This window comes from Longimicrobium sp. (assembly GCF_035474595.1).
Lineage (GTDB): Bacteria > Gemmatimonadota > Gemmatimonadetes > Longimicrobiales > Longimicrobiaceae > Longimicrobium.
Genome location: NZ_DATIND010000139.1, coordinates 1 through 23,407, shown reverse-complemented (window position 1 = coordinate 23,407; position 23,407 = coordinate 1). Strand labels below are relative to the sequence as shown.

Below are 23,407 nucleotides of genomic sequence, written 5' to 3'. Positions count from 1 at the left end.
CGCCGCCGCCGATTTTACGCGCAATCGGATCTCTTGCGCGCTGCACGAGGTGGTGCGGATCGCCTCGTTAGCGTGCGACGAGGAGGACGTTGTTGCGCAGCTCCCAGGTCACGGTCTCGCCGCCGGTGAGGCTCACGGAGTTGGAGACGAGCTGCGCGCCGCGCCGCACCACCGCCACGAAGCGGTACGAGCCGGTGATGTGCGCGGAGTGGAAGCGCAGCACGGCCTGCTTGTCAGGCACCAGGCTTCCCACCAGCTGCCGCGACCCCACGTCGCTGTAGGCGTACACGGTCACCGGCGCGGGAAGGGCCAGGTTGTTGTTGATCTCCAGCGTCACCGTCTCGCCGGGCACGCCGCGGCCGAACAGCGAGCACGCGCCGAGCACGGCCACGGCCGGCAGGGCGGAAAGAAAGCGGGCGCGCCGCATGGGGCCTCCGGGGGAGCGGGATGGGGATCGGGTGGATGGGACGAATCGTAGCCCGCCGCGCGCCTCCGCGCGAGGGCGGCGTCAGGCCGGAGGGGGATCGCCGGCCGGGCGCTCCCAGCAGAGGAACGTCTGGTTCTCGACCGATCCCATCGCGGCGATGACCGCCTCGTTGTCGAAGCCGGGGAGCGACTGCAGGCGTTCGAGGAGCTCGGGCTCGCCGTCCACGCCCTGCGGGATCCCGTACACGCCCTGGGGCGTCTGCAGCATCCAGATCACGTCGTCCGCGAACGGCCCCTCGTCAGTCGTGCGGATGGCGACCCGCTCCAGCTCCGCCCACTCCACCGTCCACGACTTGCCGTTCGGGAAGGCGGCATGGATCCCGGCTTCGTCGGTGCGCACCGACATCCGCGGGGGCTTCGGCTCCGGCATCAGTCCTCCGCGTCCTCCGGTTCGCCGCCCTCGCCGTCCTCGTCGCCGCCCGAGACGGCGCCGTCCTCCCCCGCCTCGGGGAAGAGGAGGGCGGAGAGCGTTTCCAGCAGCTCCTCGCGGCCGGTGCCCTTGGTCGACGAGAAGGGGATGGCCTGCTCGGGGTCGATCCCCAGCTTCTTCACCGACTTCGCGAACTCCTTGTCGCGCTCCGTCTTCGTGAGCTTGTCGGCCTTGGTGAAGACGAAGAGCACGGGCACGCCCAGCTCCGCCAGGTAGCCCACCGACTGCAGGTCATCGGGGCTGGGCCCCGTGCGCAGGTCGATGAGCTGCACCACGCCGGCGAGCTCCTCGGACTTCGAGAGGAAGCCGTGGATCAGCGGCCGCCACTTGTTGCGCAGCTCGGCCGGCACTTTCGCGAATCCGTAGCCGGGGAGGTCGACCAGGTAGAAGTCGCCCGGGTCGGCGCGCACGTGGTAGAAGTTGATCTCCTGCGTCTTCCCCGGCTGCGCGCTGACGCGGGCGATGGCCGTGCGCGTGCGCCCCAGCAGCCGGTTGATGAGCGACGACTTGCCGACGTTGGAGCGCCCGGAGAAGGCGATCTGCCTCATCCCGCGCGCGGACTCGGGCTGCGCCTGGCCGACCTGCCCGATGGCGCCGGCAAACTCGACGGATTTGATTCGCATTCGCGAGGAAAGTACGAGAGTACGGGGAGTACGGAAGTACGAAGCTGCGTCGGCGGTGAGGTTCGCACGCGCCACGTATCCGCGCAAGGCGGGGCGGAGAAACAGCAGGCATCTCACGGAGGGCACAGGGGTGCCAGAGCGTTTCCTCCGTGTCCTCTGTGATGTGATGCCCGATTCGGGGATCAATCGTGCGATCCGGCAGCGCACGTGCGACCTCGCCTATAGATCCTTCGGCCTGCAACCACTCGTGTGGGGGCAATGACGGTGTGGTCGGCCTCAGGATGACGTCTCTCTGTGCGTCTGTAACAGGTGATTGCCGGATCTGGTGAGAGCCCCATCAGCGGGGTCTGGAAACGAAAAGCGGAGGCACCGCACCGGCGCCTCCGCAGTTTCGTACTCCCGTACTTCCGTACTCCGTCTACGCTTCCTTCTTCTTCCGCGGCTCGGCGGCAAGGACGAGAAGCGGCGGCACGCTGTCGGTCACGCACTCCGGCGTCACCACCACCTCGCGCACGTCCTGGCGGCTGGGGATGTCGAACATGATGTCGCGCATCAGGTTCTCGATCACCGCGCGCAGGCCCCGGGCGCCGGTGCCGCGCTCGATGGCCTGGCGGGCGATGGCGCGGATGGCGCCGGGGTCGAAGGTGATCCCCACGCCGTCCATCTGGAAGATCTTCTGGTACTGCTTCACCAGCGCGTTCTTCGGCTCGGTCAGGATGCGCACCAGCGCGTCCTCGTCCAGGTTCTCCAGCGTCACCGTGACGGGAAGCCGGCCGACCAGCTCGGGGATCAGGCCGAAGCGCAGCAGGTCCTCGGGCTCCACGTCGTGGAACGGGTCCGAGGTCTCCAGCGGCGTGCGCTCGGCCGGGCGCTCGCCCGCGAACCCGATCTGCCGCTTGCCCGTGCGCGCCTCGATGATCTTCTCCAGCCCGTCGAACGCGCCGCCGCAGATGAACAGGATCTGCCGCGTGTTGATCTGGATGTACTCCTGCTGCGGGTGCTTCCGCCCGCCCTGCGGCGGGACCGAGGCGGTGGTGCCCTCCAGGATCTTCAGCAGCGCCTGCTGCACCCCCTCGCCCGAAACATCGCGGGTGATCGACGGGTTCTCGCTCTTGCGGGCGATCTTGTCGATCTCGTCGATGTAGATGATCCCCCGCTCGCACTCGGCCACGTTGAAGTCGGCCGCCTGCAGCAGCCGCACCAGGATGTTCTCCACGTCCTCGCCCACGTACCCGGCCTCGGTCAGCGTGGTGGCGTCGACGATGGTGAAGGGGACGTGGAGGACGCGCGCCAGCGTCTGCGCCAGCAGCGTCTTGCCCACGCCGGTGGAGCCGATCAGCAGGATGTTGGACTTGTCGAGCTCGACCTCGTCCATCACCCCCTGGTGGTTCACCCGCTTGTAGTGGTTGTAGACGGAGACCGAGAGCGACTTCTTGGCCTGCTCCTGCCCCACCACGTACTGGTCCAGCACCTCCTTGATCTCGGTGGGCGTCGGCACCGGGGTCGCGGCGGTGGCGGCCTCCTTGATCTCCTCCTCGGCCAGGATCTCGTTGCAGAGCGAGATGCACTCGTTGCAGATGTAGACCGAGGGCCCGGAGATGAACCGCTTCACCGAATCCTTGGACTTTCCGCAGAAAGAGCAGCGGAGGTGCTTGTCGCTGGGCATGAGGTCCTGCTGACGGAGATTTCCGGGAGTCGCGCCCCCGCCGGTTCGCGGCGGGGGCGCCGGGGGCTGCTGCTTAGCGGACGATGCTGGCCGGGACGTCGCCGCCGGCGCGCACCACCGCCTCGGCCTCGGTCGTGTGCTGGATCACGTGGTCGATCAGCCCGTAGTCCTTTGCCTGCTCCGGCGACATGAAGCGGTCGCGGTCCAGGTCCTCGGCGATCTTCTCGGGCGTCTGCCCCGTGTTGGCGGCGTAGATGTTGTTCATCCGCTCGCGCACGTACAGGAGCTCGCGGGCCTGGATCTCGATGTCGGCCGCAGTCCCCTGGCTGCCGCCGCTGGGCTGGTGCAGCATGATCCGGGAGTTGGGCAGCGCGAAGCGCTTCCCCTTGGTTCCCGAGGCAAGGAGGAAGCTGCCCATGCTGGCGGCGATCCCCATGCAGTAGGTGTTCACGTCGCAGGAGAGGAACTTCATGGTGTCGTAGATCGCCAGCCCCGAGTACACCGACCCGCCGGGCGAGTTGATGTAGAGGTAGATGTCCTTCTCCGGGTTGTCGCTCTGGAGAAAGAGCAGCTGGGCGATGATGACGTTGGCCACGTCGTCGTTGATCGTGCTCCCCAGGAACACGATGCGGTCCATCAGCAGCCGCGAGAAGATGTCGTAGCTGCGTTCGCCCCGGCTGGAGCGCTCGATCACGTAGGGCGCGTAAACAGGCATGTCCGTCCGGCCGTTCCTTGCAGGTGAAATAACGGGTACCGCGCTGTCCTCATCGGGGCGATGCGCCCCCCGTACCCCGCGTCAGCCCGTCGTGTTCTGGCTCCGCAGCCACTCCAGCACCTTCTCCTCCGTGACCTGGGCCTCCAGCTGCTGCAGCTGGCCGCTCTTCTCCAGCTCCAGCCACACGTCGCCGGGCTGGCGGCCGGCCTGGGTGGCCATCGCCTCCACGCGGTCGTCCAGGTCGTCGTGGCTGGCGCGCAGCCCCTCGCGGTCGGCCAGCGTCTCCACCACCAGCATGCGCTTGATGGAGGCCTCGGCCTGCGGGCGCATCATCTCGCGGAACTGCGAGAACCGTTCCTCCTGCTCGGGCGAGCGCTGCGGCTTCTTCCCCCCGCCCATGCCGCCGCCCACCATGTACTCCAGGTAGTTGTCCACCATCGAGCGCGGCGCCTCGACCGCGTTGGCCTCGACCACCTGGTCCAGCAGCGTATCGCGGTAGGCCTGTTCGGAGCGGCTCCTGGCCTCGCCCTGCAGGTCGGCGGTGATGCGCTCGCGCAGCGCGGCGAGGGTGTCGAACTCGCCGGCGCCCAGCGAGCGGGCGAACTCGTCGTCCAGCTCGGGGAACTCGCGGCGGCGCAGCTCCACCACGCCGATCTTCATGTGCTGGGTGGTGCCGGCCTGCGCGGGGTCGCCGAAGTCCTCGGGGAAGGTGATGTCGAACTCGCCCTCCTCGCCCGGCATCAGCGACATGATGGCCTCCTCGATGGGCGGGATGGCCTGCCCCTCGCCCAGCGCGAACCGGTACTCCTCGGGCTCGGGCTCCACGCCCTCGCCGCCGGCCGGCGCGGTGATGCGCACCTGCACCTCGTCGCCGTAGTCCGGCTTGCGGTCGTCGACCACCTGGAAGGTGGCGCGGTCGGCGCGCAGGCGCTCCAGGATCGCGTCCACCTCCTCGGGCTTCACCTCGTCGCTGGGGCGCGCCACCACGAAGCCGCCGGTGCGGGCCAGCTCGATGGTGGGCTGCACCTCCACGTCCACGTGGTAGTGCAGCTCGCCGCCCTCGCCGTGGTAGTGCACGTCGGTGACCGCGCCCTGGTTGATGGGGCGGATCCCCTCCTGGTCCAGCGCCTCGCGGTAGGTCTCCTGGATGACGCGGTCCACCGTTTCCTGCTCGATGGCCTGCCCGAACTGCTTCTGCACCAGGTTCTCGGGCAGCTTGCCCTTGCGGAAGCCGGGGAGGCGCACGTTGCGCGTGATGTGCGCGGCCACGCTCTGCCGGATGCGCCGTACGCGCTCCGGCGGCACGGTCACGGAAAGGCGCCGCTCGAACGAGGAGGGCTGCTCGACGCTGACCTGAAGGCCGGTCCCGGGGGTGGTGCTCTGCTCCGACATCTATGTTCCGCTTTGCTGTTCGCCGTGGTCGCCGATGGGAGGTGCGAAAGGGGGGACTCGAACCCCCACGGCCGAAGCCACCGGATCCTAAGTCCGGCGCGTCTACCATTCCGCCACTTTCGCCCGTAAACAATCGCTGAATATAGAACCGGGCCGGAGAGGGGGCAACCGAAAGTCCGTTCGCTGGCGAAGCCGTCTCCCCGCGGAACTTCTCCGCGTGGAACCCTCCCGCGAGTCCTCGCCCCCCGCGGAGCCCTTCCCCCGCGGCCGGGGCCGCGTACCCCCTCCCGATAACGGGGCCGATCACGGGAGGGGGTAACTTCGATCGCGGCGCGCAAGGCGTGGCGCACTCGTCCGACTGCCGTGTGACGCGATGCCCACGAGAGCATCCCTGACACGCCGAATCCATCCGGCGGTGCGGACTCACGCACTGACGCACTTCCGCACTTCCGCACTTCCCGAAAAGCAGATCGCCGCGAGGCCTCATCCTCGCGGCGATCGTGGCTCGCTCGGGCGCGCCGTCGGCCGGCGCGCGGCAGGGGCGATGCGCTTCGCTACACCTCGGCCGGGGCCATGACGCCCAGCACCCGCTCCATCGCCATCGTGTGGCTGCAGGTGTGGTGGCCGCGGAAGTAGTCGCAGTCGCAGTGCCAGTGGCCTTCGCGGAAGTCCACGCTGTGTCCGCCGTTCTTGCCGTCGAATTCGACTTCGAGGCTGCGGAAGTGAATGCGCTCGGGCTCCGTGGCGTACTCCTTCGCCTTCTGGATCTTGTTGATCATCCCGGAATCGAGCATCTCACCCTCCCCTAAGGTGTGGAAATGAAAAACGCCCGCGCGGCCATACACGGCTACGGGGGCGTTCCTGATGGAGCGTCGCCAGGGCGGAATCGCTGCTGAAGCTGGGGATTTTCGTAACCCACCTCCTCTCCCTCGCCGGCCATCGCACGGCCATGCGTCGCGAACCGCGGGCGTGCGGAGGACCCTCCTCCGTGCACGCCGTGTGCTTCGAACTCCACCGCGCAACCTAAACGGTGGTCCGCGCCTCCGCAACTGTCCGTACGTCCGTCCGGGGCGCGTTCGTGGCGTTCGCAAGATCCGTTCTACACAATCGCTTCTGGCGCGACGTCTGGAAATTTGCTGCCGGTGGCGGATTCGTGGCGCAAGCACACGGCCCGCCTCCGTTTATTTCCTCTTCATCTCCTTGCAGGAACGTGTCTTGCGGCTCCGCCGGACTCCAGTTTGGGGACCATGAACCAACGACGGAGGGAGCATGGGCGACCTGAAGACGACCACGCAGAAGCCGGGCGGCGCCACCACCGGGATGACGCCGCAGGGCACCGAGGGCGAGCACAACCACGGCGAGGAGTTCGGCGCGTCGGAAGCCGCCACGCGCGGCACCGACCGCGACCTGGACCGCAGCGGCACCTCCATCAACCCGGGCCACGGCCACCCGCGCGAGGAGCGCGGCGCGACCCAGGACTGACCGTCTCCGCGGACTCCGCTGCCTCCGCGTCGCCCGCACTTCTTGGGTCACGCGGAGCCAGCGGGGTCAACGGAGGACCTCGTTTCGTGCTCTGCGAAAATCTTCATCTCTTGGCGAAGAAAACCCGAACCCAAGCACCTCTCCGGTGTACCATCTCCCGTGCAGTTCCACGTCATTTTTGCACGCGGGAGAACGCGAATGCATGGGCTGAAGATCGACGTCGAGGGGGCGGGCGGGGTGGAGCCGAAGCGGCTGGAGCGCGGGGTGACGCTGTCGGCCGTGCGCACGGGCCGCGGGCGCTACCGCGTGACCGGCGGGGCCGAGGAGCACTGGGTGGACCTGCTCACGCCCAACCAGCCGCGCTGCGACTGCGGCGACCACCTGTGGCGCGAGCGGGTGTGCAAGCACATCCTGGCCGCGCTGCTGCGCGAGGGCGACCCCGAGATCATCTCCGCGGTCGGCGACCTTGTGCGCGACCTGCGCGAGCAGGCCACGCCCCCGCGCCCGCGCCGCCGCCGCAAGGCCGAGGAGGAGCCGGCGGCGGGATAGACGTGTCCCGGCTCCGGCGGAGCTTCCAGGAGGGGGAGAGAAGCCGACGAAATGTCTCGGGTCATCATCTTCCCGACGCTTAACAACAGCCAGGCCGCGAGTGTCGGATCTGCGGGGCTGAACGTGGGGGCCGGAGAGGTCCGGCACTTGCTGCACTCGCGCTGCTCCCGAACATCTGTCCGACGGAAGTCCACGAGGGGACGCATGCGGCGCTTCGCTCTTCCCGTTGTTCTCTTTTTCCTCCTGTCCGCCGTGCGGCTGGCGGCGCAGGTGGGGTCCACCACCGACGTCATCCGCGGGCGGGTGACCGACGAGCGCGGCGAGCCCGTGGCCGGCGCCAGCGTGCAGGCCACCTCGGCCGAGACCGGCACCAGCCGCACGGCGACCACCGGCGCGGACGGCCGCTACACCATCGTCTTTCCCGACGGCGGCGGGCGCTACCAGATCCGCGTGGCCCGGCTGGGGCAGGCGCCGCGCACCGCGACGGTGGCCCGCGTGGCCGACGAAGACGTGCTGACGGCGAACGTGCAGCTGGGGACGGCGGCGGTGCAGCTGCAGGGGGTGACCGCGCGCGCGCAGCGCCCCGCCCCCGGCCGTGGCGAGACGGGAAGCACCGGGCGCTCCGTCAGCTCCGAGCTGGCGCAGCGGCTGCCGCTGGAGAACCAGACCGACCCGGCCGCCATCGCCACCCTCACCCCCGGCGTGGTCGCGACGGAAGGCGCGGACTCGCTGAGCGGGCGCGGCGGCTTCTCGGTCGCCGGCCAGCGCGCGTCGCAGAACCAGGTGACGCTGGACGGCGCCTCGTTCGCCAGCGCGCTCTCGGGCGGGCAGCTGGGCGGCGGATCGCCGCTGGGGCTGCCGCAGGAGGGGGTGCGGTCGACGCAGGTGATCACCAACACCTACGACGTGGCGCGCGGGCAGTTCTCGGGCGGGCAGGTGGCCAGCACCACGCGCGGGGGGACCAACCGCGTGCAGGGCTCGCTGCAGTCGCAGTTCCGCGGCGACGCGCTGCAGGGCGGCACCGGGCGCACGCCGTGGAACAACGGCTTTGCCCAGTTCCGCGGCAGCGGCGGGCTGGGCGGGCCCATCGTGAAGGACAAGGTGTTCTACAACCTGAGCTTCGCCGCGCAGCGCCGCTCCGACGACCTGTACGCGCTGGAGCCGCGCAACGCCGAGGGGCTGGGCCAGGTGGGGCTGAGCCCGGCGGCGGTCACCGAGTTCATCTCCGGCCTTTCCGGCGTCTACGGCTTCAACCCCGCGGGGCTGGCGGGGCAGTACAACCGCACCGGCGACGCGCTGAGCCTGCTGGGGCGCTTCGACTGGGTGGTGACGCAGGAGCACACCTTCACGCTGCGCGGCTACGGCACCTTCTCGCAGCAGAACCACACGCGCATCGGCACGCTGGAAACGCAGCAGAGCGGCGGCTCGTCGGACTCGCGTGGCGGCGCGGTGCTGGCCAGCGTGACCTCGCGCTTCCGGCAGACGTGGATCAACGACCTGCGCGCCTCGTACACGCTGGACTCGCGCGACGGCAACCCCACCCTCGACGTTCCCCAGGGGATCGTGCGGGTCGACGCGGATCCGGCCGCGGTCACGGCGGGGGCGCGCGCCGTCTCCAACCTGGTCTTCGGCGGCGACCCGTCGCTCTTCTCGTCGTCCGACGAGCGGACGCTGGAGGTGGCCGACGAGCTGTCGCTGCTGGTGGGCGACCGGCACCGGGTGAAGCTGGGGGTGCTGGCCAACCACTCCGGCTTCTCGCAGCAGAACTCCAGCAACCGGCTGGGCTCCTTCATCTTCAACTCGCTGGCCGACTTCCAGGCGCGCACCCCGGCGGCGTTCACGCGCACCCTTTCCACCGGCGCCATCGACGGCGGGGGATGGAACGCGGGGGCGTACCTGGGCGACGCCTTCCGCCCGACGGAGGGGCTGCAGTTCACCTACGGCCTCCGCGTGGAAGGATCGCGCTTCGACCGGGCGCCGGAGGCCAATCCCGCCGTCACCAGCGCCTTCGGGGTGCGGACGGACTACGCGCCCAGCGAGATCCACCTGAGCCCGCGCGCCGGCTTCAGCTGGCGGATGAGCGAGACGGGGGCGCCGCTGCGGCTGCTGCGCGGCGGCTTCGGCGAGTTCCGCGGGCGCACGCCGTACGAGCTGTACAGCGCCACCCTGGCGGGAACGGGAACGGGCGGGGAGATCGAGGTCTCGTGCGTGGGCGCCAACGTTCCCACGCCCGACTGGAACGCGTACCGCGCGGACCCCAACACCATCCCCACGACCTGCACCGACGGGACGCTGGGCGGCGGGGCGACGCCCCAGCAGCCGAACGTGACGGTGTTCCAGCGCGGCTTCCAGGCGCCGCGGTCGTGGCGCGGGTCGCTGGGCTTCCAGGCGCAGGTGCTCACGCGCGTCACCGCCAGCATCGACGGCACCTTCGCGCGCGGGGTGGCGCAGTACGGCGTGCGCGACCTGAACCTGCGCGACACGCCGGCCTTCACCCTGGCCGGCGAGGGGAACCGCCCCGTCTTCGCCCCCGCGGAGGCCATCGTCCCCGCGACCGGCCAGACGTCGCTGTACGCCTCGCGGCGCGATCCGTCGTTCGCCCGCGTGTACGAGCTGAGCTCGGACCTGGCCTCGCAGACGGAGCAGCTGACGATGAGCGTGAACGGGCTGCTGCCGCGGCTCGTCTCCGCGCAGGCCAGCTACACGCTCACGCGCTCGCGCGACCAGACCTCGTTCGGTTTCGGCGGGCCGTCGCTGGGCTTCCAGTTCACGCCCACGCGCGGGAACCCCAACGAGCACGAGTGGGCGCCTAGCGACCAGGACCGCCGCCACTCGTTCACCCTGGTGCTGGGGAAGACCTTCGGGCGCTCGCTGGAGACCAGCCTGATCGGGCGCGCCAGCTCCGGATCGCCCTACACGCCCATGGTGGGCGGCGACGTGAACGGCGACGGCGCGCGCAACGACGCGGCGTTCGTCTTCGACCCCTCCGCCGTCTCCGACACCGCGGTCGCCGCCGGGCTGTCGCGGGTGCTGGCGGGGCCCGGCCGCATCTCCAGCTGCCTGCGCGCGCAGACGGGGCGCATCGCCGGGCGCAACAGCTGCCGCGGGCCGTGGACCGAGTCGCTGGACTTCCGCGCCGCGTACACGCCGCAGAACGCGCGGCTGCAGCGCCGGGTGACCGTGAGCCTGGACGCCTTCAACCTTCCCGCCGGGCTGGACCTGCTCTTCCACGGCGGCGACGGCCTGCACGGCTGGGGACAGGGCGGGCGGCCGGACAACGTCCTGCTCTACCCCACGGGGTTCGACCCGGCGACGCGACAGTACCGCTACCGCGTGAACGAGGGATTCGGGCAGACGCGCGTCTTCCGCACCTCGGCGGGCTCGCCCTTCGGTGTGCAGCTGACGGCGCGGATCGGCCTGGGACGGGTGCAGACGGGGGCGGGCGGCGGGCTGCTGGGGATCGCGTTCGGAGGCGGCGGAGCGGGCGGCCCCGGAGGCCCGGGCGGCGACCGGGGCGATCGCGGCGGCTTCCGCGGTGGCGCGGGCGGCGACCGCGGGCAGGGCGGCGCGCCCGATCCGTCGGCCTTCGTGGACCGGCTGATCCCGCAGCCGATCGACGCGCTGCTCCTGCTGAAGGACACGCTGCGGCTGACGGACGAGCAGGTGGCGCAGCTGCGGGTGGTGAACGACACGCTGAAGGCCCGGAACGCCCCGATCCGCGCCGAGGTGGGACAGGCGCTGGCGGGCGCCTTCCAGCAGGCGCAGCAGGGCGGCGCCGCGGCCGACCCGCAGGCCATCTTCCGCCGCATCGGCCCGCGGCTGAACGAGGGGCGGCAGAACGTGCAGAAGGCGCTGGACCAGGCGGAGCACATCCTGACGCCCGAGCAGTGGCGCCGGGTGCCGGCGGCGCTGCGGAACTCGGTGCGGCAGCAGCTGGGCGCACCCCGGTGACGCCGGCGGGGTATCAGTCGTCCCGGTCCCGGCGCTCCGGCCCGGGACGGCCGCCTGGCGCCCGCACCGCATGACCGAATCCGACGCCCTTCTCATCGAGCGGGTCCGCCGTGGAGACGGCGGCGCCTTCGACGCGCTGATGCGCCGCCACATGCGGGCGGCGTACGCGGTGGCGCTGGCGCACACCGGCGAGCGCGCCGACGCCGAGGACGTGTGCCAGGACGCCTTCGTGACCGCGCTGGAGCGGCTGGACGAGGTCCGCCGTCCCGAGGCGTTCGTGGGGTGGCTGCTGCAGATCGTGCGCAACCGCGCCCACAACCTGCGCCGCCGCGAGCGCGTGCGCCGCGCGCTGCCGCTGGACGCGGCCGTGGAGGCGCCGTCGCGCGCCCGCGGCCCCGGGAGCGACGCCGAGGACGCGGAGCTGCGCGAGCGCCTGGCCGACGCGCTCACGCACCTGACACCCACGCAGCGCGAGGTGGTGCTGCTGTACGACGTGCAGGGGTGGACGCACCGCGAGATCGCCGACGCGGTGGGCACCAGCGAGGGCGCCGCGCGCGTTCACCTGCACCATGCCCGGCGGGCGCTGCGCGCGCTGCTCGGGCCGACATACCGCGAGGAACCGTCATGATCCACGACTTCCGAGACCTGAACGGGCTGGACCCGCGGCGCGACCCGGAGCGCTGGGAGGCGCTGCTGCGCCGCACCCGCGACGCCGCCGCGCCGGAGCTGGCGCGGCGCCGCTTCGCCGCGGGGCCGGCGGCGCCGCTGGCCCGCTGGGTGCGCCCGGCGCTGGCCGCCGCGGCCGCGCTGGTGATTGCCGCGGCGGGGCTGCTGGCGTACGCCGGCGAGCGCCCGGCGCCGCCTTCCGCGCTGGCCGCCGAGCCCGGCGTGGGCGAGGCCATGGGCGTGCCCGTGGCGCTGGCCGGCTGGGTGGAGGGGGGCGACGGGGCGCGCGGGCCGGACCAGGTGCTGGTGCCCGACCCGGAGGGCCGGTGAGCCCCCTTTCTCCCCGGCGGGTTTGGGTGATGGCCTCGCTGGCGCTGGTGCTGACCTTCGTGGCCGGCGCGCTGGCCGGCGCGGCGTGGGAGCGCGTGCGCGCCCGCGAGCGCCACGATGCCGAGCGGGAGGCGCGCACGCAGGGCGAGGTGCTGCAGCACCGCTACGGCCTTTCCGACGAGCAGACGCGGCGCGTGGACGCCATCCTGCAGCGGCGGCGCCCGCGGGTGGACTCGCTGATGTCCGCCGTGCGGCCGCAGCTGCGCGCCGCGTCCGACAGCACCAGCCGCGAGATCCGCGAGGTGATGACGCCCTCGCAGCGCAGGCAGTACGACGAAGACCGCGAGCGGCGGCGCCGCAACCTGGACCGCTGGACCGGCCCGCCGCGCCAGGGCTCGGCCCCGGCTGCAGCACCCGCTCCGGCATCTCCGTGATGGCGATCGGGTAAGACGATGGGATGACGGCGGATGGGCTGCGGCTCGTCCGCCGTCTCCGTCTTCATCTCCACCTCATTAACCGCCGGGAGATGGGGCGTGTCTGTTGATCTGACGCCGCCGATGGTGACGCGGCGGGCGGCACCTCTTCCCCGATGGAGATCCAATCCGATGAGCCGAATCTTCACCCGCGTGCTTCCCGCGGCGGCGCTGGCGCTGCTGGCGGCGGTATCGTCCGGCAACGCGCAGGGCGGGCCCGGCGGCGGCCGCGGCATGATGCGCAACCCCGTGCAGGTGCTGGTGGACAGCGCGCAGTCGCTGGGCCTCTCGGCCGACCAGGTGTCGCGGGTCACCGCCATCGCGCAGGAGTTGCAGACGCGGAACGCGGCGCCCCTCGATTCGCTGCAGGCGCACCGCGGCGAGATGGGCGGGATGATGATGGGCGGCGAGATGACCCCCGAGCAGCGCGCGGCGATGGAGCGGCTGCGCCCGCTGATGCAGCAGGTGCGCGACAACAACCGCCAGGCGATGGAGCGCGCGATGGCCGTCCTCACCGCCGACCAGCAGGAGCACGCCCGCGCCATGATGCCGCAGCGCCGCGGCCCCGGCGGCCCCGGAGGCCCGCCGCAGCCGTAAGACATCGGAAGCGGCGACGCGAAGGTGAAGAGCGAGGCCCGGCATCACTCCCACGATGCCGGGCCTCGCGTCGTTGATTCTGCGGAGAGGCCGAGATACGTCCTCAACCCTCCAGCCGTCGACTCCGATCTACCCTGGCTACCGGTGCTCCGTCACGCCGACCTGGCGGCACCACTCCAGCACGGGGCAGGTGGAGCACTTCGGCGCGCGGCCGGTGCAGACGTGCTTGCCGAAGGGCACCAGCAGCTCGTTGATCTCCACGTGGTACTTGGTGGGAAGCACCTCCTGCAGCGCCGCCATCGTCGCCTCGGGATTGGGGGCGGCGACGTAGCCCCAGCGGTTGGTGACGCGGTGCACGTGGATGTCCACGCCGATCCTGGGCTGTCCGCAGGCGATGCCGAGGACGAGGTTGCCGCACTTGGGCCCGACCCCCGAGAAGCCGAGGATCGTCGCCTCGTCGCACGGCACCTGGCCGCCGTGCTCCGCGACGCACACCTGCGCGATCGCGTGGATCTGCCGCGCCTTGGCCTCGTGGAAGGCGCAGGTGCCGATCAGCTCGTCCACCTCGCCCACCGTCAGCGCGGCGACCTGCTTCGGCGTGCGCGCGCGGGCGAAGAGGCGCCGGGCCGTCGGCAGCGTCACCTCGTCGCGCGTGCGGATGGAGATGAGGCACGCGGCCAGCTGCTCGAACGCGCTGCCGAACCCCTCGTCGCGCAGCTCGAACAGCGCCGCGCGGGGATACGGCTTCACGGCCGCGCGGATGCGCCGGATGACCGCGTTGATGTCGAAGGGGAGTCTGGGCATCGGACAGATCGAAAGGAAACAGAAAGTCCCAAGTCCTGAGTGCTAAGTCCCAAGTGAACGGATCGCAAGCTCTCGATCATCACTCAGGACTTGGCACTCAGGACCTGGGACTTCTTTTCATCCCTCTAGTCCGGCCGCGTTCCCCCCACCGCCGGATCGCCCTTCCCCTCGCCGCCGCGCTCCTTGATGACGCCCATCGAGGTATCGGGGCGCTGGTCGCTGGGGGTGTTGGTCAGGTGCTGCCGCGACTCCGGCACGCCGGCCACCTTCTGCCCGCCGCCGCCCGGCCGCTTCGACGGCTCGTCGTCCATCCCCGGCGCGCTGAAGGCCGGGCCGCCGTCGGGCGCGTCCTCGAACCCGGCCTCGGCGAACGCCTGCTCGCCCAGCGGGTCGTCCTCCGCGATCTCGTCGCGGTCGAAATCCGGGTCCTGGTTCCGCCTGGTCATCGTCCCTCCCATCGTCTGGTTCCGGTCGCCCCCGGCCGCGGCGGCGTATCTCCATCACTCCGCCGAAGCCGTTGCGGCCGCGCACCTTGCGCCGTGCGCGGGAGCGAACCCCGCTCGCAAGGAACGTGCGCCGGGCGGAGGAACGGTCGTTGCACTCGCGGAGGGGAGGACGAGAAGCTCCCGGGAGAAGCCGACGATGTGGGTGACGATGCTGGTTCTGGTGGTGGGGATGGTGATGGGGATTCCGTGGCTGGTGACGCACTACGTGCACCGGCTGCCCTACGCGCCGGAGTGCCCGCACTGCCGCGCGGTCACCGGCCAGCCCCCCGCAAACGGGCTGGTCGACCGCGTCTGCGCGGTGCTGGCCGCCACGCCGGTGCGCACCTGCGCGCGCTGCGGCTGGGCGGGGCGCATGCGGTGGCGGCTGGCGCAGGAGAGGGTGCATCGCCGGAGCCGGCAGCAGGGATAGAAAAAAGAAGTGCCAAGTGCCTAGTGCCTGGTGCAGGTGATCGGTCGCGCGTGAACCGATGATCACCCGCCTGTGATTCGGAATCAGCACTTGGCACTTGGAACTAGGCACTTGGCACTTCTTTTTCCCACCTTGCCACCCTCCCCCGGAGCAGTCCACAAAATTACACGCAGGTGACGCTCCGCCAGTCTTCCGGGGCCGGTTGCGGCCCGTCTGCCGCCGGTCTAAGTTGCCCTCACGCTCCCCGGGCCAACCCGAGCCACACCCCATCAAGCAAGCCCTGTTGATGACGAGGAACACCGCCGACGCCGGCGCCGCGCAGGCATTCGTGGAACAGCGCCGTGCGCGCCTGTTCGCGATCCTGGGCCGCACCCCGGAAACCGTGGCCGGTGATGCCGAACCGCTTCCGGCGGAGCGGCTGTCGTACCTGCGCCACGAGGCCGAGGAGCTGTACTGGAACGAGCTGGTGTGGGAAGAGCTCACCGACGAGGAGGCCATCACCGGCGGCCACCTCACCGAGATGGTGTTCCCCGCGTTCCTGGCCTTTGTCGACGGGCTGCTGGTGGACCGCGTGGCCCCCGACTCGCGCATCCCCGCCTCGCCGCACCCCGACGCGGTGGAGGAGATCCTGCTCTTCCTGGCCGAGCGCTACGCCGAGGCCAGCGCCGACCTGGAAAACGGCTGCGACTCGCAGAAGGTGGTGTGGGCGCGGCTGATGGCGCGGCACCTGATCGACCTTTCCCTCTGCCGGCTGTACCGCCTGGACCCGGCCGAGCAGGAGCTGCTGGAAAACGACTGACGCGTTTCGGCGCCGGGGCGGACGCTCCGGCGCTTTCTTCTGCCCATCCCCCGTCACTCCGTGCCGATCCCCCTTCTCCGCCGCGGCGGGTCGCGCCCCGGGCACCGCTACCTGGCCGGCGCGCCGCTCCTGATCGCGCACCGCGGCGGCTCCGCCCTGGCGCCCGAGAACACGCTGGCCGCCTTCCGCCGCGCCCTCGACTGGTGGCGCGCGGATCTGCTGGAGATCGACGTGCAGCCCACCCGCGACGGCGACGCGGTGGTCATCCACGACCCCACCGTCGACCGCACCACCGACGGCACCGGCCACGTCTCATCCCACACCGTGGCCGAGCTGAAGCAGCTGGACGCGGGCTTCCGCTTCACCCCCGACGGCGGGAAAACGTTCCCTTGGCGCGGCAGGGACGTCCGCCTCTCCACCCTCCGCGAAGTCCTCGAAGCGCTCCCGCACGCGCGCGTGAACGTGGAGATCAAGGACGCGCGCGCGCAGCAGGCCGTGTGGGACACCGTCCACGAGCTGCACGCCGTCCACCGCGTCCTGATCGCCGCGGGCGACCGGAACAACCGCGCGCGCTTCCGCGACTACGCGGGGCCGCAGAGCGCGGGGGCGCAGGAGATGTACGCCTTCTACGGCCTGCACCTCGCCCGCGCCACGCGGCTCTGGACGCCCACGGTCGACGCCTTCCAGATGCCCGAGGAGCGCGGCGGGCGGCAGGTGCTGACGCCGCGGATGCTGGCCGACCTCCAGCAGCGCAACGTGGCGGTGCACGTGTGGACGATCGACGAGCCGCGCGACATGCGGCGGCTGCTGGAGTGGGGGGTGGACGGCGTCATCACCGACCGCCCCGACCGCCTCGCCCGGCTGCTGCACGAGATGCGCGGCCGCCCGCTCCCCCCCGGCCCGCCGCCGGGCGAGATGGAGCCGTGGCTGGAACGCTTGTTGCGCGCCGGTTGAGCCCTGCCGGCGCGCCTTCTTTTCGGGAGATGGGGAGCGCCGGACCTGACCGGGATCCAACGCGTTCTTTCTGGGGGGATGGGACGATGGCCCGCTACGACGATGGGTTTGGCGGTGGCTACCGCGGCGGCGACGTGATGCCCGGCGGCGCCAACTTCGACCGCGGCCAGGCGGCGCGCGAGGCGTACACTCCGGGCGGCTTTGGGCCGGAGTGGCAGCGCCGCGCGCGCACCGGCTACGACGGCGACTTCCGCCCGCGGCCGGGGATGGGCGGCGGCGGGCGCGGCGCCGACCCCGGCGGCGTGGGCGCGCCCTGGGGCGAGGAGGCGATGAACGGCCCGGCGCGCTACGGCCTGGGCCCGTACCACCGCCGCCTGGAGCAGCGCCGCCGCCCCGACGACGAGCTTCGCACCGACGTGGAGGAAGCGCTCTTCTACGACACCTGGGTAGACGCCGAGGCCATCACGGTGGAGGTGCGCGACGGCGTGGTGACGCTCCGCGGCGAGCTTCCCGACCACGACGAGGTGCGCTACGCCACCGACGACGCGTGGGACGTGGACGGCGTGCGCGGCGTCCGCAGCGAGCTGCGGGTGAACTCCGCCCGCCGCAAGCCGCTCGACGGCGTGAACCGCAGCGGCAGCGGAAACGGCGGCCGCGGACGCGAAGGCCGGCAGGAGCGCGCCAGCCAGAGCCGCGGCGAGGGCGAGCTCGGCAACGGCTGAACCGCGTTTTTCGGTAGATGGCATCCGCCGCGCGTCCGGGTCCCCCCGGGCACGCGGCGGATTGTGTCGGCGATCCGGCATCTGTGGTGGGAGACGGCATCCTGCCCGCCATGTAGGCCCCCTCCCCCGGCCCCTCCGCCCGCTCCGCGGGGAGGGGAGAACTCATCGCGAGGGAGCCTGCGGAGCGTGCCGCGATGCTGGGGATGGCCTCGCATCACGCGGCCATCCGACGAGCGCACGATCGTCTGCGCGCCGCGTTCGAAGTTACCCCCCTCCCGTTATCGGGGCCCGTTATCGGGAGGGGGTACGCGGCCCCAGCCGCGGGGGGAGGGCTCCGGGACGGCTCCGCGGGTACGCTCCCCATCTTCCGAATCCCTCCGAATCACCGCCTCCCATCTCTCCACAAACGCCTGTATCGACTGCACTTCCGGCGAATCATCGACCGGCAGGTGGCTCGCTTCTTGCCCGCCGCGAGGGTACGGTGCCGGTGTTTCCGCGGCACCGCGAGCACCGACACGCACCGTCCGCCAGCCCGCATGGGCAGGGGGGAGCACCTTGGCCGACGATACGAAGGGCACCATCCTGGTCGTGGACGACAATCCCGACAACGTGGAGATCCTGCGCGCCTACCTGGAGAGCCGCGGCTACACCGTGGCCATCGCCGCGGACGGGCGCACCGCCCTGGCGCGCATGGAGCAGGTGCGGCCGGAGCTGGTGCTGCTGGACGTGATGATGCCCGGGATGGATGGCTGGCAGGTGTGCCGCACCATCAAGAACCATCCCGACCTGGGGGCCGTCACCCGCGTGGTGATGGTGACCGCCAAGGGCGCCTTCGAGGACAAGTTCGAGGGGCTGCGCTCGGGCGCCGACGACTACGTGGTGAAGCCCGTGGACTTCAAGGACCTGCTGGAGAAGGTGGAGCGGAACCTGGCCGCCCGGGGCAGCGCCGCGTGAGGATCGTCGGATACGTGGGCGACCCCGCGCTGCAGGATTCCCTCGCCGCGGCGGCCGCGAAGCTGGGGGCGGAGCTGACGACGGTGAACGCGGGCGAGTGGCCGGCGGCCGACAACGCCGACCAGCTGATCCCCGTGCTGCGCACGCACCCCGATTCGGTGGTGTTCGAGATGCGCACGCAGCTCGTGAACACCGTCCGCGACGAGACCCGCGCGCGCGGCATCCCCCTCGTCGCCGTCTGCCGCGGCGACGAAGACGTGCGCCGCGCCGTGCGCTGCGGGGTGGAGGAGTGGCTGCTCCTGCCCGCCACCGCCGACGAGATCCACGCGCGGCTGTGGGCGCTGGGCTTCCGCCCGCGCGCCATGGGCGACGCCCCCGCCGGCGAGCTGGCCGACCATCTCCGCTACGAAGAATTGCTGTACGACCGCTACACCGGCTTTCCCACGCTGCCGGTGATGCTGGAGCGCGGCCGCGAGCTGCTGGAGCGGCGCGGGCGGATGACCGTGCTGTACATCGAGTTCGTGCGCTACAGCAAGCTCGAGGAGATCTACGGCTGGGAGAAGCTGGACGAGGTGCTGCAGACCACCGCCCAGGCGGTGCGCGACTTCTACAGCGCGCAGGGCGGGGAAGAGAACCTGCTCATGGTCAGCCACACCGGCGACGACGACTTCATCTTCTTCACCGACCTTCCCGAAGGCGTGGAGCAGGCCGAGCGGCGCATCAACGAGATCGCGCACGACCTGGAGGAGCACATCCGCACGCGCATCGAGGCGCTGCACGGCGAGGACGTGGCCGGGCTCTTCGAGATCTACATCGGCTCCACCACGCTGTTCCGCAACCCCAAGATCCGTCCCGAGCGCATCATCTACCGCGGCATCCGCGAGGCGGCGGCGGCGGCGCGGGGGGTGGAGAGCCGCGAGCGCAGCCGGAAGGTGGCGGACCTGAAGGAAACCATCCGGCAGGGCGCGGTCTACATCGTCTACCACCCCATCGTGGTGACGGAGACCAAGGAGATCTACGGATACGAGGCGCTGGCGCGCGGCACGCACCGCGGCCTGCGCTCGCCCGAGGTGCTGTTCGGCGTGGCGGAAGAAGCCAACCTCATCTGGGAGCTGTCGCGCCTCTGCCGGAAGAAGGCGATCGAGGGGATCGACACGGCGCTCAGGGACGGGCAGTTCCTGTTCATCAACATCGACCCGCACGACTTCCGCGACCCCACCTTCCGCTACCTGGACGACGAGGACCTGAACGTTCCGCACCCCGACCGCATCGTGCTGGAGATCACCGAGCGGACGGCGATCACGGACTATCCCACCTTCCAGGGCTACCTGAAGGAGTTCCGCGACCGGGGCTTCCGCTTCGCGGTGGACGACGCGGGGAGCGGGTACGCGGGGCTGGGAAGCATCGCCAACCTGTCGCCGGACTTCATCAAGCTCGACATCTCGCTGATCAGCGGGATCGACACGAACTTCATGAAGCAGAACCTGGTGGAGACGATGGTGCAGTTCGCCAACGACCACGGGATCAAGGTGATCGCGGAAGGGGTGGAGCGCGAGGAGGAGTACCAGACGGTGAAGCAGATCGGCGTGCACCTCACGCAGGGATTCCTCTTCCACGACGCCCAGTCCCGCACGCCGCCAATCGGGCTGACGGGGGTGGGGGCGTAGGGGAAGTGCGGAAGTGCGGAAGTGCGGAAGTGCGTTGGGTCAGGCGTGCCGCGCGACGTTGCTGCTGAGCGGATGGTGGTGCGCGCCGCGGGCCCTCTCCCCGCGCCTTGGAGCGCTCGCCCTCTCCCGTACCGGGCGAGGGGGGCTGCCAATCCTCCGGCGAGTCCTGCAACCTCTGGTCGCGCTGATGCATCCGCGTGCCGGTTAGGTGTGGCAGCTACCTCTCCCGGTACGGGAGAGGTGGACGGCCTAAGCCGGCCGGAGAGGGCGCGAGGCCGCGGCCACGCATTGAAGCGGTTCCCCACATCTGACGTTCACGCACTCACGCACTTCCGCACTTCCGCACTTCCGCACTTCCGCACTCCCGCACTCCCGCACTCACGCACTTCCGCACTTCCGCACTCTCGTACTCTCGTACTCTCGTACTTCACTGGCACGGCCCTCGCGCGTGTACCATCCGTCCGGAGCGTGCCCACCCCCCGCGAACGCCGTCGCCCATGATGGGGCAGTCCCCGCAACCGCAATCTCCCGTGCAGGATGCACCCGTCGCAGAGGCGCACGCCTCGCCCGTGGTGGGGCTGGCGCGGCTGCTGGAGTCGCGCCGCGGCGAGCGCCACGTCGTGGCCATCCAGGACTTTCCCGACCCCGACGCCATCTCGTCGGCCATGGCCTACCGCGAGCTGGCGGAGGTGTTCGGCATCTCCGCCGACATCGTGTACGACGGGCAGATCAGCCATCCCGAGAACCTGGCGCTGGTCAACCTCCTCGAGATCCACCTGGTGCGCTTCGACGCCGAGGTGGACCTGGAACGCTACGCCGCGGCCGTGTTCGTCGACAACCAGGGGACGACCACGCACCTCACCGAGCGGCTGAAGACGGCGGGGGTGCCCACGCTGGCCGTCATCGACCACCACGATCCGCAGGACTACCTCGACCCCATCTTCAGCGACGTGCGGCCGCTGGGCGCGGCGGCCACCATCCTCTCGGAGTACCTGCAGAGCGGGGTGATCCTGAAGCTGGAGCCCACCGACGAGTCGCACGTGCGGCTGGCCACGGCGCTGATGCACGGGCTGCACAGCGAGACCGACGGCTTCGTGCGCGCGCGGCCGCCCGAGTACCAAGCCGCGGCGTACCTCAGCCGCTTCATGGACAGCGACCTGCTGGAGAAGGTGCTGTGCGTGCAGAAGTCGCACGCCACGCTGCGGGTGATCGAGAAGGCGCTGGGCGGGCGCACGGTGCGCAACGGCTTCTCCATCGCCGGGGTGGGCTCGGTGCGCATGAGCGACCGCGACGCCATCCCCCAGGCCGCCGACTTCCTGCTGACCGAGGAGAACGTGCACACCGCCATCGTCTATGGTCTGCTGGCCGGCGACGACGGCCGCGAGGCCATCTCCGGCAGCCTGCGCACCAACAAGAGCACGCTCCGGGTAGACCGCTTCCTGAAGGACGCGCTGGGCGAGGACCTGCGGGGGCGGCCGTACGGCGGGGGGCGCAGCCGCGCGGGCGGGTTCGAGATCGACTGCGGGTTCCTGACGGGAGACGAGGACGACGACGAGCAGCAGCGGCTGAAGTGGCAGCTCTATGACCGCCGCATCCGCCGCAAGCTCTTCCGCGCCGCGGGGGTGGAGGACCTGGACTACGTCCTCGAGCGCGCCAGCGATGCGGAGGAGGAGGACCGGTGAGGGACAGGGGACAGGGGAGTCTCGCGCCGACGGATCGGCCGGGCGGCCCCCGGCACGAAAGGCGGCTGAAGCCGCAGCAACAAAAACGGAAAGCCTCGCAAACCGCGCGAGGCTTCAACTGCTTCAACTGCCCTTCATGAGCGCGAATGGCCGCGCTGTTTCGCACTCCCGCACTCCCACACTTCGTCTATGAAATCACCTGCGTCACCCACTCGCAGGTCTTCCCTCCGCGCGCCTCGCAGCGGTCGTGGCGGCTGGAGTGCTTGCGGCCGGTGTACTGCGTGACCAGCTCCGAGAGCGCGCCGCCGTAGAAGGCGCACGCCGCGCCGCCGGGATCGGCCGTCCCGGTGATGGAGCCGGTGATGCTGAGCGCCACCGGCTTGATGGCCACGCTCATGTCGCCGTTGCCGGCCAGCTGGCGGAAGAGCCGGCGGGCGGCCTTGCGCGCCGAGCGCTGCTTGGCGCCCTGCGGCAGCCAGCGCACCATCCGCCGGAAGGTGCCTGAGCGCTCGCCCCAGGCGTGGCGCGCCACGCGCCGGCCCGCCTCCTCGAAGATCTCGTCGGCGTCGGGGCGGCGGATCACCAGGCGGATGAGGTCGGCCACCACGTCGGGGTGCTGCATCCGCTTCCGCTTCACCTCGTCCCTGAAGCGGTGGATCTGCGTGAACACCACGTCGCTCAGCCCCAGCCGCCGCGGCATGCTGACCGCGATGTTCTCCCCCTCCAGGTACTCCTCCGGGCGATCCATGTCGCGCATGGTTTCCAGGAGGATGAGCGGGAAGACGGGGGTGACGGTGGCGCCAGCCCCGGCGGCGGAGTTCGTCGGCATTGCGTGTGGTGAGATGCGCGATGGGTGCGGCGGAACAGAAGCGCGGAATTTCGTCGCGGCCCCCGCATCTGGCAAGTGCGTGGCAGTTCGGTGGATGTAAGCCCATCTGCCTCGTCCGCCCCGTCCGGGGCCTGCCTCTTGCACCCCCGCGGGGGCGAATTCGCACGCGACCTGAACCGCCGGGAGGATCCGTGGCCTCGAACCCCAACGAGAACCCCACCTGCGTCTTCTGCCGCATCATCGGCGGCGACGAGATGGTGAGCATCATCCACGAGGACGACGACATCATCGCCTTCCTCGACATCCAGCCGCTGCACCCCGGCCACGTGCTGCTGGTGCCCAAGGCGCACTACAAGAACCTGTTCTACGTTCCCGAGGAGCTGGCGGCGCGCACCTTCGCGGTCGCCCGCCGCATCCTTCCCGGGCTGCGGAAGGCCACCGGGTGCCGCGCGGTGAACCTGTTCAGCGCCAACGGCGCCGACGGCGGCCAGGACGTGTTCCACTTCCACGTGCACCTCATCCCGGTTCCCGAGGGCGCGCCATTCCCGCTGCAGCTTCCCGATCCCGGCGCCGAGGTGCCCAGCCGCTCGCAGCTGGACGTGATGGCCACGCACATCAACCGCTGCGTGCACGACGAGCTCACGTCGCCGGAATCCGAGGCCGAGGAGCAGGCGGCCGGTGCGGCGGCGTAGAAATCACGCAGAGCCGCGGAGACGCGGAG

General features: G+C 70.9%; 25 protein-coding genes and 1 tRNA gene. 15 read left to right on the top strand and 11 right to left on the bottom strand.

Annotation, left to right across the window (positions count from 1 at the left end):
- Nucleotides 1-67 precede the first annotated feature (67 nt).
- The 8 genes from VLK66_RS23965 to VLK66_RS23930 all read right to left on the bottom strand — a co-directional run bounded on the left by VLK66_RS23965 (nt 68) and on the right by VLK66_RS23930 (nt 6,106).
- Nucleotides 68-427, bottom strand: a complete 360-nt coding sequence (locus tag VLK66_RS23965; RefSeq protein ID WP_325312025.1) for a hypothetical protein — start codon at nt 425-427, stop codon at nt 68-70.
- Nucleotides 428-508: 81 nt separating this feature from the next.
- Entirely contained in the window at nt 509-856 is a 348-nt protein-coding gene (locus VLK66_RS23960; RefSeq protein WP_325312024.1) for a hypothetical protein, read from the bottom strand.
- Entirely contained in the window at nt 856-1,539 is a 684-nt protein-coding gene (gene yihA / locus VLK66_RS23955; protein ID WP_325312023.1) for a ribosome biogenesis GTP-binding protein YihA/YsxC, read from the bottom strand. Before yihA ends, VLK66_RS23960 begins: the two co-directional genes overlap by 1 nt.
- A gap of 418 nt (nt 1,540-1,957) precedes the next feature.
- The gene (clpX, locus tag VLK66_RS23950; protein ID WP_325312022.1) at nt 1,958-3,205 is read right to left on the bottom strand and encodes an ATP-dependent Clp protease ATP-binding subunit ClpX; all 1,248 of its coding nucleotides are present in this window, start codon (nt 3,203-3,205) and stop codon (nt 1,958-1,960) included.
- A gap of 73 nt (nt 3,206-3,278) precedes the next feature.
- Nucleotides 3,279-3,920, bottom strand: a complete 642-nt coding sequence (locus VLK66_RS23945) for an ATP-dependent Clp protease proteolytic subunit (protein ID WP_325312021.1) — start codon at nt 3,918-3,920, stop codon at nt 3,279-3,281.
- 81 nt (nt 3,921-4,001) lie between these two features.
- Nucleotides 4,002-5,312 (bottom strand): trigger factor, encoded by a 1,311-nt coding sequence (gene tig, locus VLK66_RS23940; protein ID WP_325312020.1) that lies wholly within the window; start codon nt 5,310-5,312, stop codon nt 4,002-4,004.
- A gap of 42 nt (nt 5,313-5,354) precedes the next feature.
- A tRNA-Leu gene (locus tag VLK66_RS23935) sits at nt 5,355-5,435 on the bottom strand.
- Between the two features lie 431 nt (nt 5,436-5,866).
- Entirely contained in the window at nt 5,867-6,106 is a 240-nt protein-coding gene (locus VLK66_RS23930; RefSeq protein WP_325312019.1) for a hypothetical protein, read from the bottom strand.
- Nucleotides 6,107-6,581: 475 nt separating this feature from the next.
- On the opposite strand from VLK66_RS23930, the gene VLK66_RS23925 reads away from it, so the two are divergent.
- The 7 genes from VLK66_RS23925 to VLK66_RS23895 all read left to right on the top strand — a co-directional run bounded on the left by VLK66_RS23925 (nt 6,582) and on the right by VLK66_RS23895 (nt 13,360).
- Complete coding sequence (locus VLK66_RS23925) at nt 6,582-6,794, top strand: hypothetical protein (protein WP_325312018.1); 213 nt, start codon at nt 6,582-6,584, stop codon at nt 6,792-6,794.
- A gap of 198 nt (nt 6,795-6,992) precedes the next feature.
- Nucleotides 6,993-7,343 (top strand): SWIM zinc finger family protein, encoded by a 351-nt coding sequence (locus VLK66_RS23920; protein WP_325312017.1) that lies wholly within the window; start codon nt 6,993-6,995, stop codon nt 7,341-7,343.
- Nucleotides 7,344-7,547: 204 nt separating this feature from the next.
- Entirely contained in the window at nt 7,548-11,294 is a 3,747-nt protein-coding gene (locus VLK66_RS23915) for a TonB-dependent receptor (RefSeq protein ID WP_325312016.1), read from the top strand.
- 70 nt (nt 11,295-11,364) lie between these two features.
- Nucleotides 11,365-11,922 (top strand): sigma-70 family RNA polymerase sigma factor, encoded by a 558-nt coding sequence (locus VLK66_RS23910; RefSeq protein ID WP_325312015.1) that lies wholly within the window; start codon nt 11,365-11,367, stop codon nt 11,920-11,922.
- Entirely contained in the window at nt 11,919-12,290 is a 372-nt protein-coding gene (locus VLK66_RS23905) for a hypothetical protein (RefSeq protein ID WP_325312014.1), read from the top strand. The genes VLK66_RS23910 and VLK66_RS23905 overlap by 4 nt, the downstream gene beginning before the upstream one ends.
- Nucleotides 12,287-12,724 (top strand): hypothetical protein, encoded by a 438-nt coding sequence (locus VLK66_RS23900; RefSeq protein ID WP_325312013.1) that lies wholly within the window; start codon nt 12,287-12,289, stop codon nt 12,722-12,724. The genes VLK66_RS23905 and VLK66_RS23900 overlap by 4 nt, the downstream gene beginning before the upstream one ends.
- Before the next feature lie 171 nt (nt 12,725-12,895).
- Nucleotides 12,896-13,360, top strand: coding sequence for a hypothetical protein (locus VLK66_RS23895; protein WP_325312012.1), 465 nt, complete (start codon nt 12,896-12,898; stop codon nt 13,358-13,360).
- 138 nt (nt 13,361-13,498) lie between these two features.
- Here VLK66_RS23895 and VLK66_RS23890 read toward each other — a convergent pair whose 3' ends face one another.
- Both VLK66_RS23890 and VLK66_RS23885 read right to left on the bottom strand, forming a co-directional pair.
- Nucleotides 13,499-14,164: an endonuclease III gene (locus tag VLK66_RS23890; RefSeq protein ID WP_325312011.1), complete on the bottom strand. Its 666-nt coding sequence runs from the start codon at nt 14,162-14,164 to the stop codon at nt 13,499-13,501.
- Nucleotides 14,165-14,289: 125 nt separating this feature from the next.
- Nucleotides 14,290-14,610 (bottom strand): hypothetical protein, encoded by a 321-nt coding sequence (locus VLK66_RS23885; RefSeq protein WP_325312010.1) that lies wholly within the window; start codon nt 14,608-14,610, stop codon nt 14,290-14,292.
- Nucleotides 14,611-14,812: 202 nt separating this feature from the next.
- Between VLK66_RS23885 and VLK66_RS23880 the strand changes: the two genes are divergently transcribed.
- The 7 genes from VLK66_RS23880 (at nt 14,813) to VLK66_RS23850 (ending at nt 21,857) form a co-directional block, all read left to right on the top strand.
- A complete protein-coding gene (locus VLK66_RS23880; protein ID WP_325312009.1) occupies nt 14,813-15,079 on the top strand; it encodes a hypothetical protein in 267 nt (88 codons plus the stop codon).
- A 286-nt stretch (nt 15,080-15,365) separates the two neighbouring features.
- Complete coding sequence (locus VLK66_RS23875; protein WP_325312008.1) at nt 15,366-15,878, top strand: hypothetical protein; 513 nt, start codon at nt 15,366-15,368, stop codon at nt 15,876-15,878.
- Between the two features lie 60 nt (nt 15,879-15,938).
- Nucleotides 15,939-16,832, top strand: coding sequence for a glycerophosphodiester phosphodiesterase (locus VLK66_RS23870; RefSeq protein WP_325312007.1), 894 nt, complete (start codon nt 15,939-15,941; stop codon nt 16,830-16,832).
- A gap of 86 nt (nt 16,833-16,918) precedes the next feature.
- On the top strand, nt 16,919-17,554 hold the full coding sequence (locus VLK66_RS23865) for a BON domain-containing protein (RefSeq protein WP_325312006.1): 636 nt from the start codon (nt 16,919-16,921) through the stop codon (nt 17,552-17,554).
- 555 nt (nt 17,555-18,109) lie between these two features.
- Nucleotides 18,110-18,508 carry a response regulator transcription factor gene (locus VLK66_RS23860; RefSeq protein WP_325312005.1) on the top strand — a complete coding sequence of 133 codons (399 nt, stop codon included), beginning with the start codon at nt 18,110-18,112 and terminating at the stop codon, nt 18,506-18,508.
- Nucleotides 18,505-20,175: an EAL domain-containing protein gene (locus VLK66_RS23855; RefSeq protein ID WP_325312004.1), complete on the top strand. Its 1,671-nt coding sequence runs from the start codon at nt 18,505-18,507 to the stop codon at nt 20,173-20,175. Before VLK66_RS23860 ends, VLK66_RS23855 begins: the two co-directional genes overlap by 4 nt.
- A 530-nt stretch (nt 20,176-20,705) precedes the next feature.
- Nucleotides 20,706-21,857 (top strand): bifunctional oligoribonuclease/PAP phosphatase NrnA, encoded by a 1,152-nt coding sequence (locus tag VLK66_RS23850; RefSeq protein WP_325312003.1) that lies wholly within the window; start codon nt 20,706-20,708, stop codon nt 21,855-21,857.
- 187 nt (nt 21,858-22,044) lie between these two features.
- Here the strand turns inward: VLK66_RS23850 and VLK66_RS23845 are convergent, their stop codons facing one another.
- The gene (locus tag VLK66_RS23845; RefSeq protein ID WP_325312002.1) at nt 22,045-22,686 is read right to left on the bottom strand and encodes a hypothetical protein; all 642 of its coding nucleotides are present in this window, start codon (nt 22,684-22,686) and stop codon (nt 22,045-22,047) included.
- Nucleotides 22,687-22,877: 191 nt separating this feature from the next.
- Here VLK66_RS23845 and VLK66_RS23840 point away from each other — a divergent pair, with 191 nt between their 5' ends.
- Nucleotides 22,878-23,378, top strand: a complete 501-nt coding sequence (locus VLK66_RS23840; protein ID WP_325312001.1) for an HIT family protein — start codon at nt 22,878-22,880, stop codon at nt 23,376-23,378.
- Nucleotides 23,379-23,407 lie beyond the last annotated feature (29 nt).

Bases quoted from the DNA above. Each gene is read 5' to 3' on its own strand.
- yihA (WP_325312023.1), bottom strand. From the start codon at position 1,539: ATGCGAATCAAATCCGTCGAGTTTGCCGGCGCCATCGGGCAGGTCGGC.
- VLK66_RS23885 (WP_325312010.1), bottom strand. From the start codon at position 14,610: ATGACCAGGCGGAACCAGGACCCGGATTTCGACCGCGACGAGATCGCG.
- VLK66_RS23845 (WP_325312002.1), bottom strand. From the start codon at position 22,686: ATGCCGACGAACTCCGCCGCCGGGGCTGGCGCCACCGTCACCCCCGTC.
- VLK66_RS23930 (WP_325312019.1), bottom strand. From the start codon at position 6,106: ATGCTCGATTCCGGGATGATCAACAAGATCCAGAAGGCGAAGGAGTAC.
- clpX (WP_325312022.1), bottom strand. From the start codon at position 3,205: ATGCCCAGCGACAAGCACCTCCGCTGCTCTTTCTGCGGAAAGTCCAAG.
- VLK66_RS23905 (WP_325312014.1), top strand. From the start codon at position 11,919: ATGATCCACGACTTCCGAGACCTGAACGGGCTGGACCCGCGGCGCGAC.
- VLK66_RS23925 (WP_325312018.1), top strand. From the start codon at position 6,582: ATGGGCGACCTGAAGACGACCACGCAGAAGCCGGGCGGCGCCACCACC.
- tig (WP_325312020.1), bottom strand. From the start codon at position 5,312: ATGTCGGAGCAGAGCACCACCCCCGGGACCGGCCTTCAGGTCAGCGTC.
- VLK66_RS23945 (WP_325312021.1), bottom strand. From the start codon at position 3,920: ATGCCTGTTTACGCGCCCTACGTGATCGAGCGCTCCAGCCGGGGCGAA.
- VLK66_RS23915 (WP_325312016.1), top strand. From the start codon at position 7,548: ATGCGGCGCTTCGCTCTTCCCGTTGTTCTCTTTTTCCTCCTGTCCGCC.
- VLK66_RS23960 (WP_325312024.1), bottom strand. From the start codon at position 856: ATGCCGGAGCCGAAGCCCCCGCGGATGTCGGTGCGCACCGACGAAGCC.
- VLK66_RS23890 (WP_325312011.1), bottom strand. From the start codon at position 14,164: ATGCCCAGACTCCCCTTCGACATCAACGCGGTCATCCGGCGCATCCGC.
- VLK66_RS23910 (WP_325312015.1), top strand. From the start codon at position 11,365: ATGACCGAATCCGACGCCCTTCTCATCGAGCGGGTCCGCCGTGGAGAC.
- VLK66_RS23865 (WP_325312006.1), top strand. From the start codon at position 16,919: ATGGCCCGCTACGACGATGGGTTTGGCGGTGGCTACCGCGGCGGCGAC.
- VLK66_RS23875 (WP_325312008.1), top strand. From the start codon at position 15,366: ATGACGAGGAACACCGCCGACGCCGGCGCCGCGCAGGCATTCGTGGAA.
- VLK66_RS23965 (WP_325312025.1), bottom strand. From the start codon at position 427: ATGCGGCGCGCCCGCTTTCTTTCCGCCCTGCCGGCCGTGGCCGTGCTC.
- VLK66_RS23920 (WP_325312017.1), top strand. From the start codon at position 6,993: ATGCATGGGCTGAAGATCGACGTCGAGGGGGCGGGCGGGGTGGAGCCG.
- VLK66_RS23895 (WP_325312012.1), top strand. From the start codon at position 12,896: ATGAGCCGAATCTTCACCCGCGTGCTTCCCGCGGCGGCGCTGGCGCTG.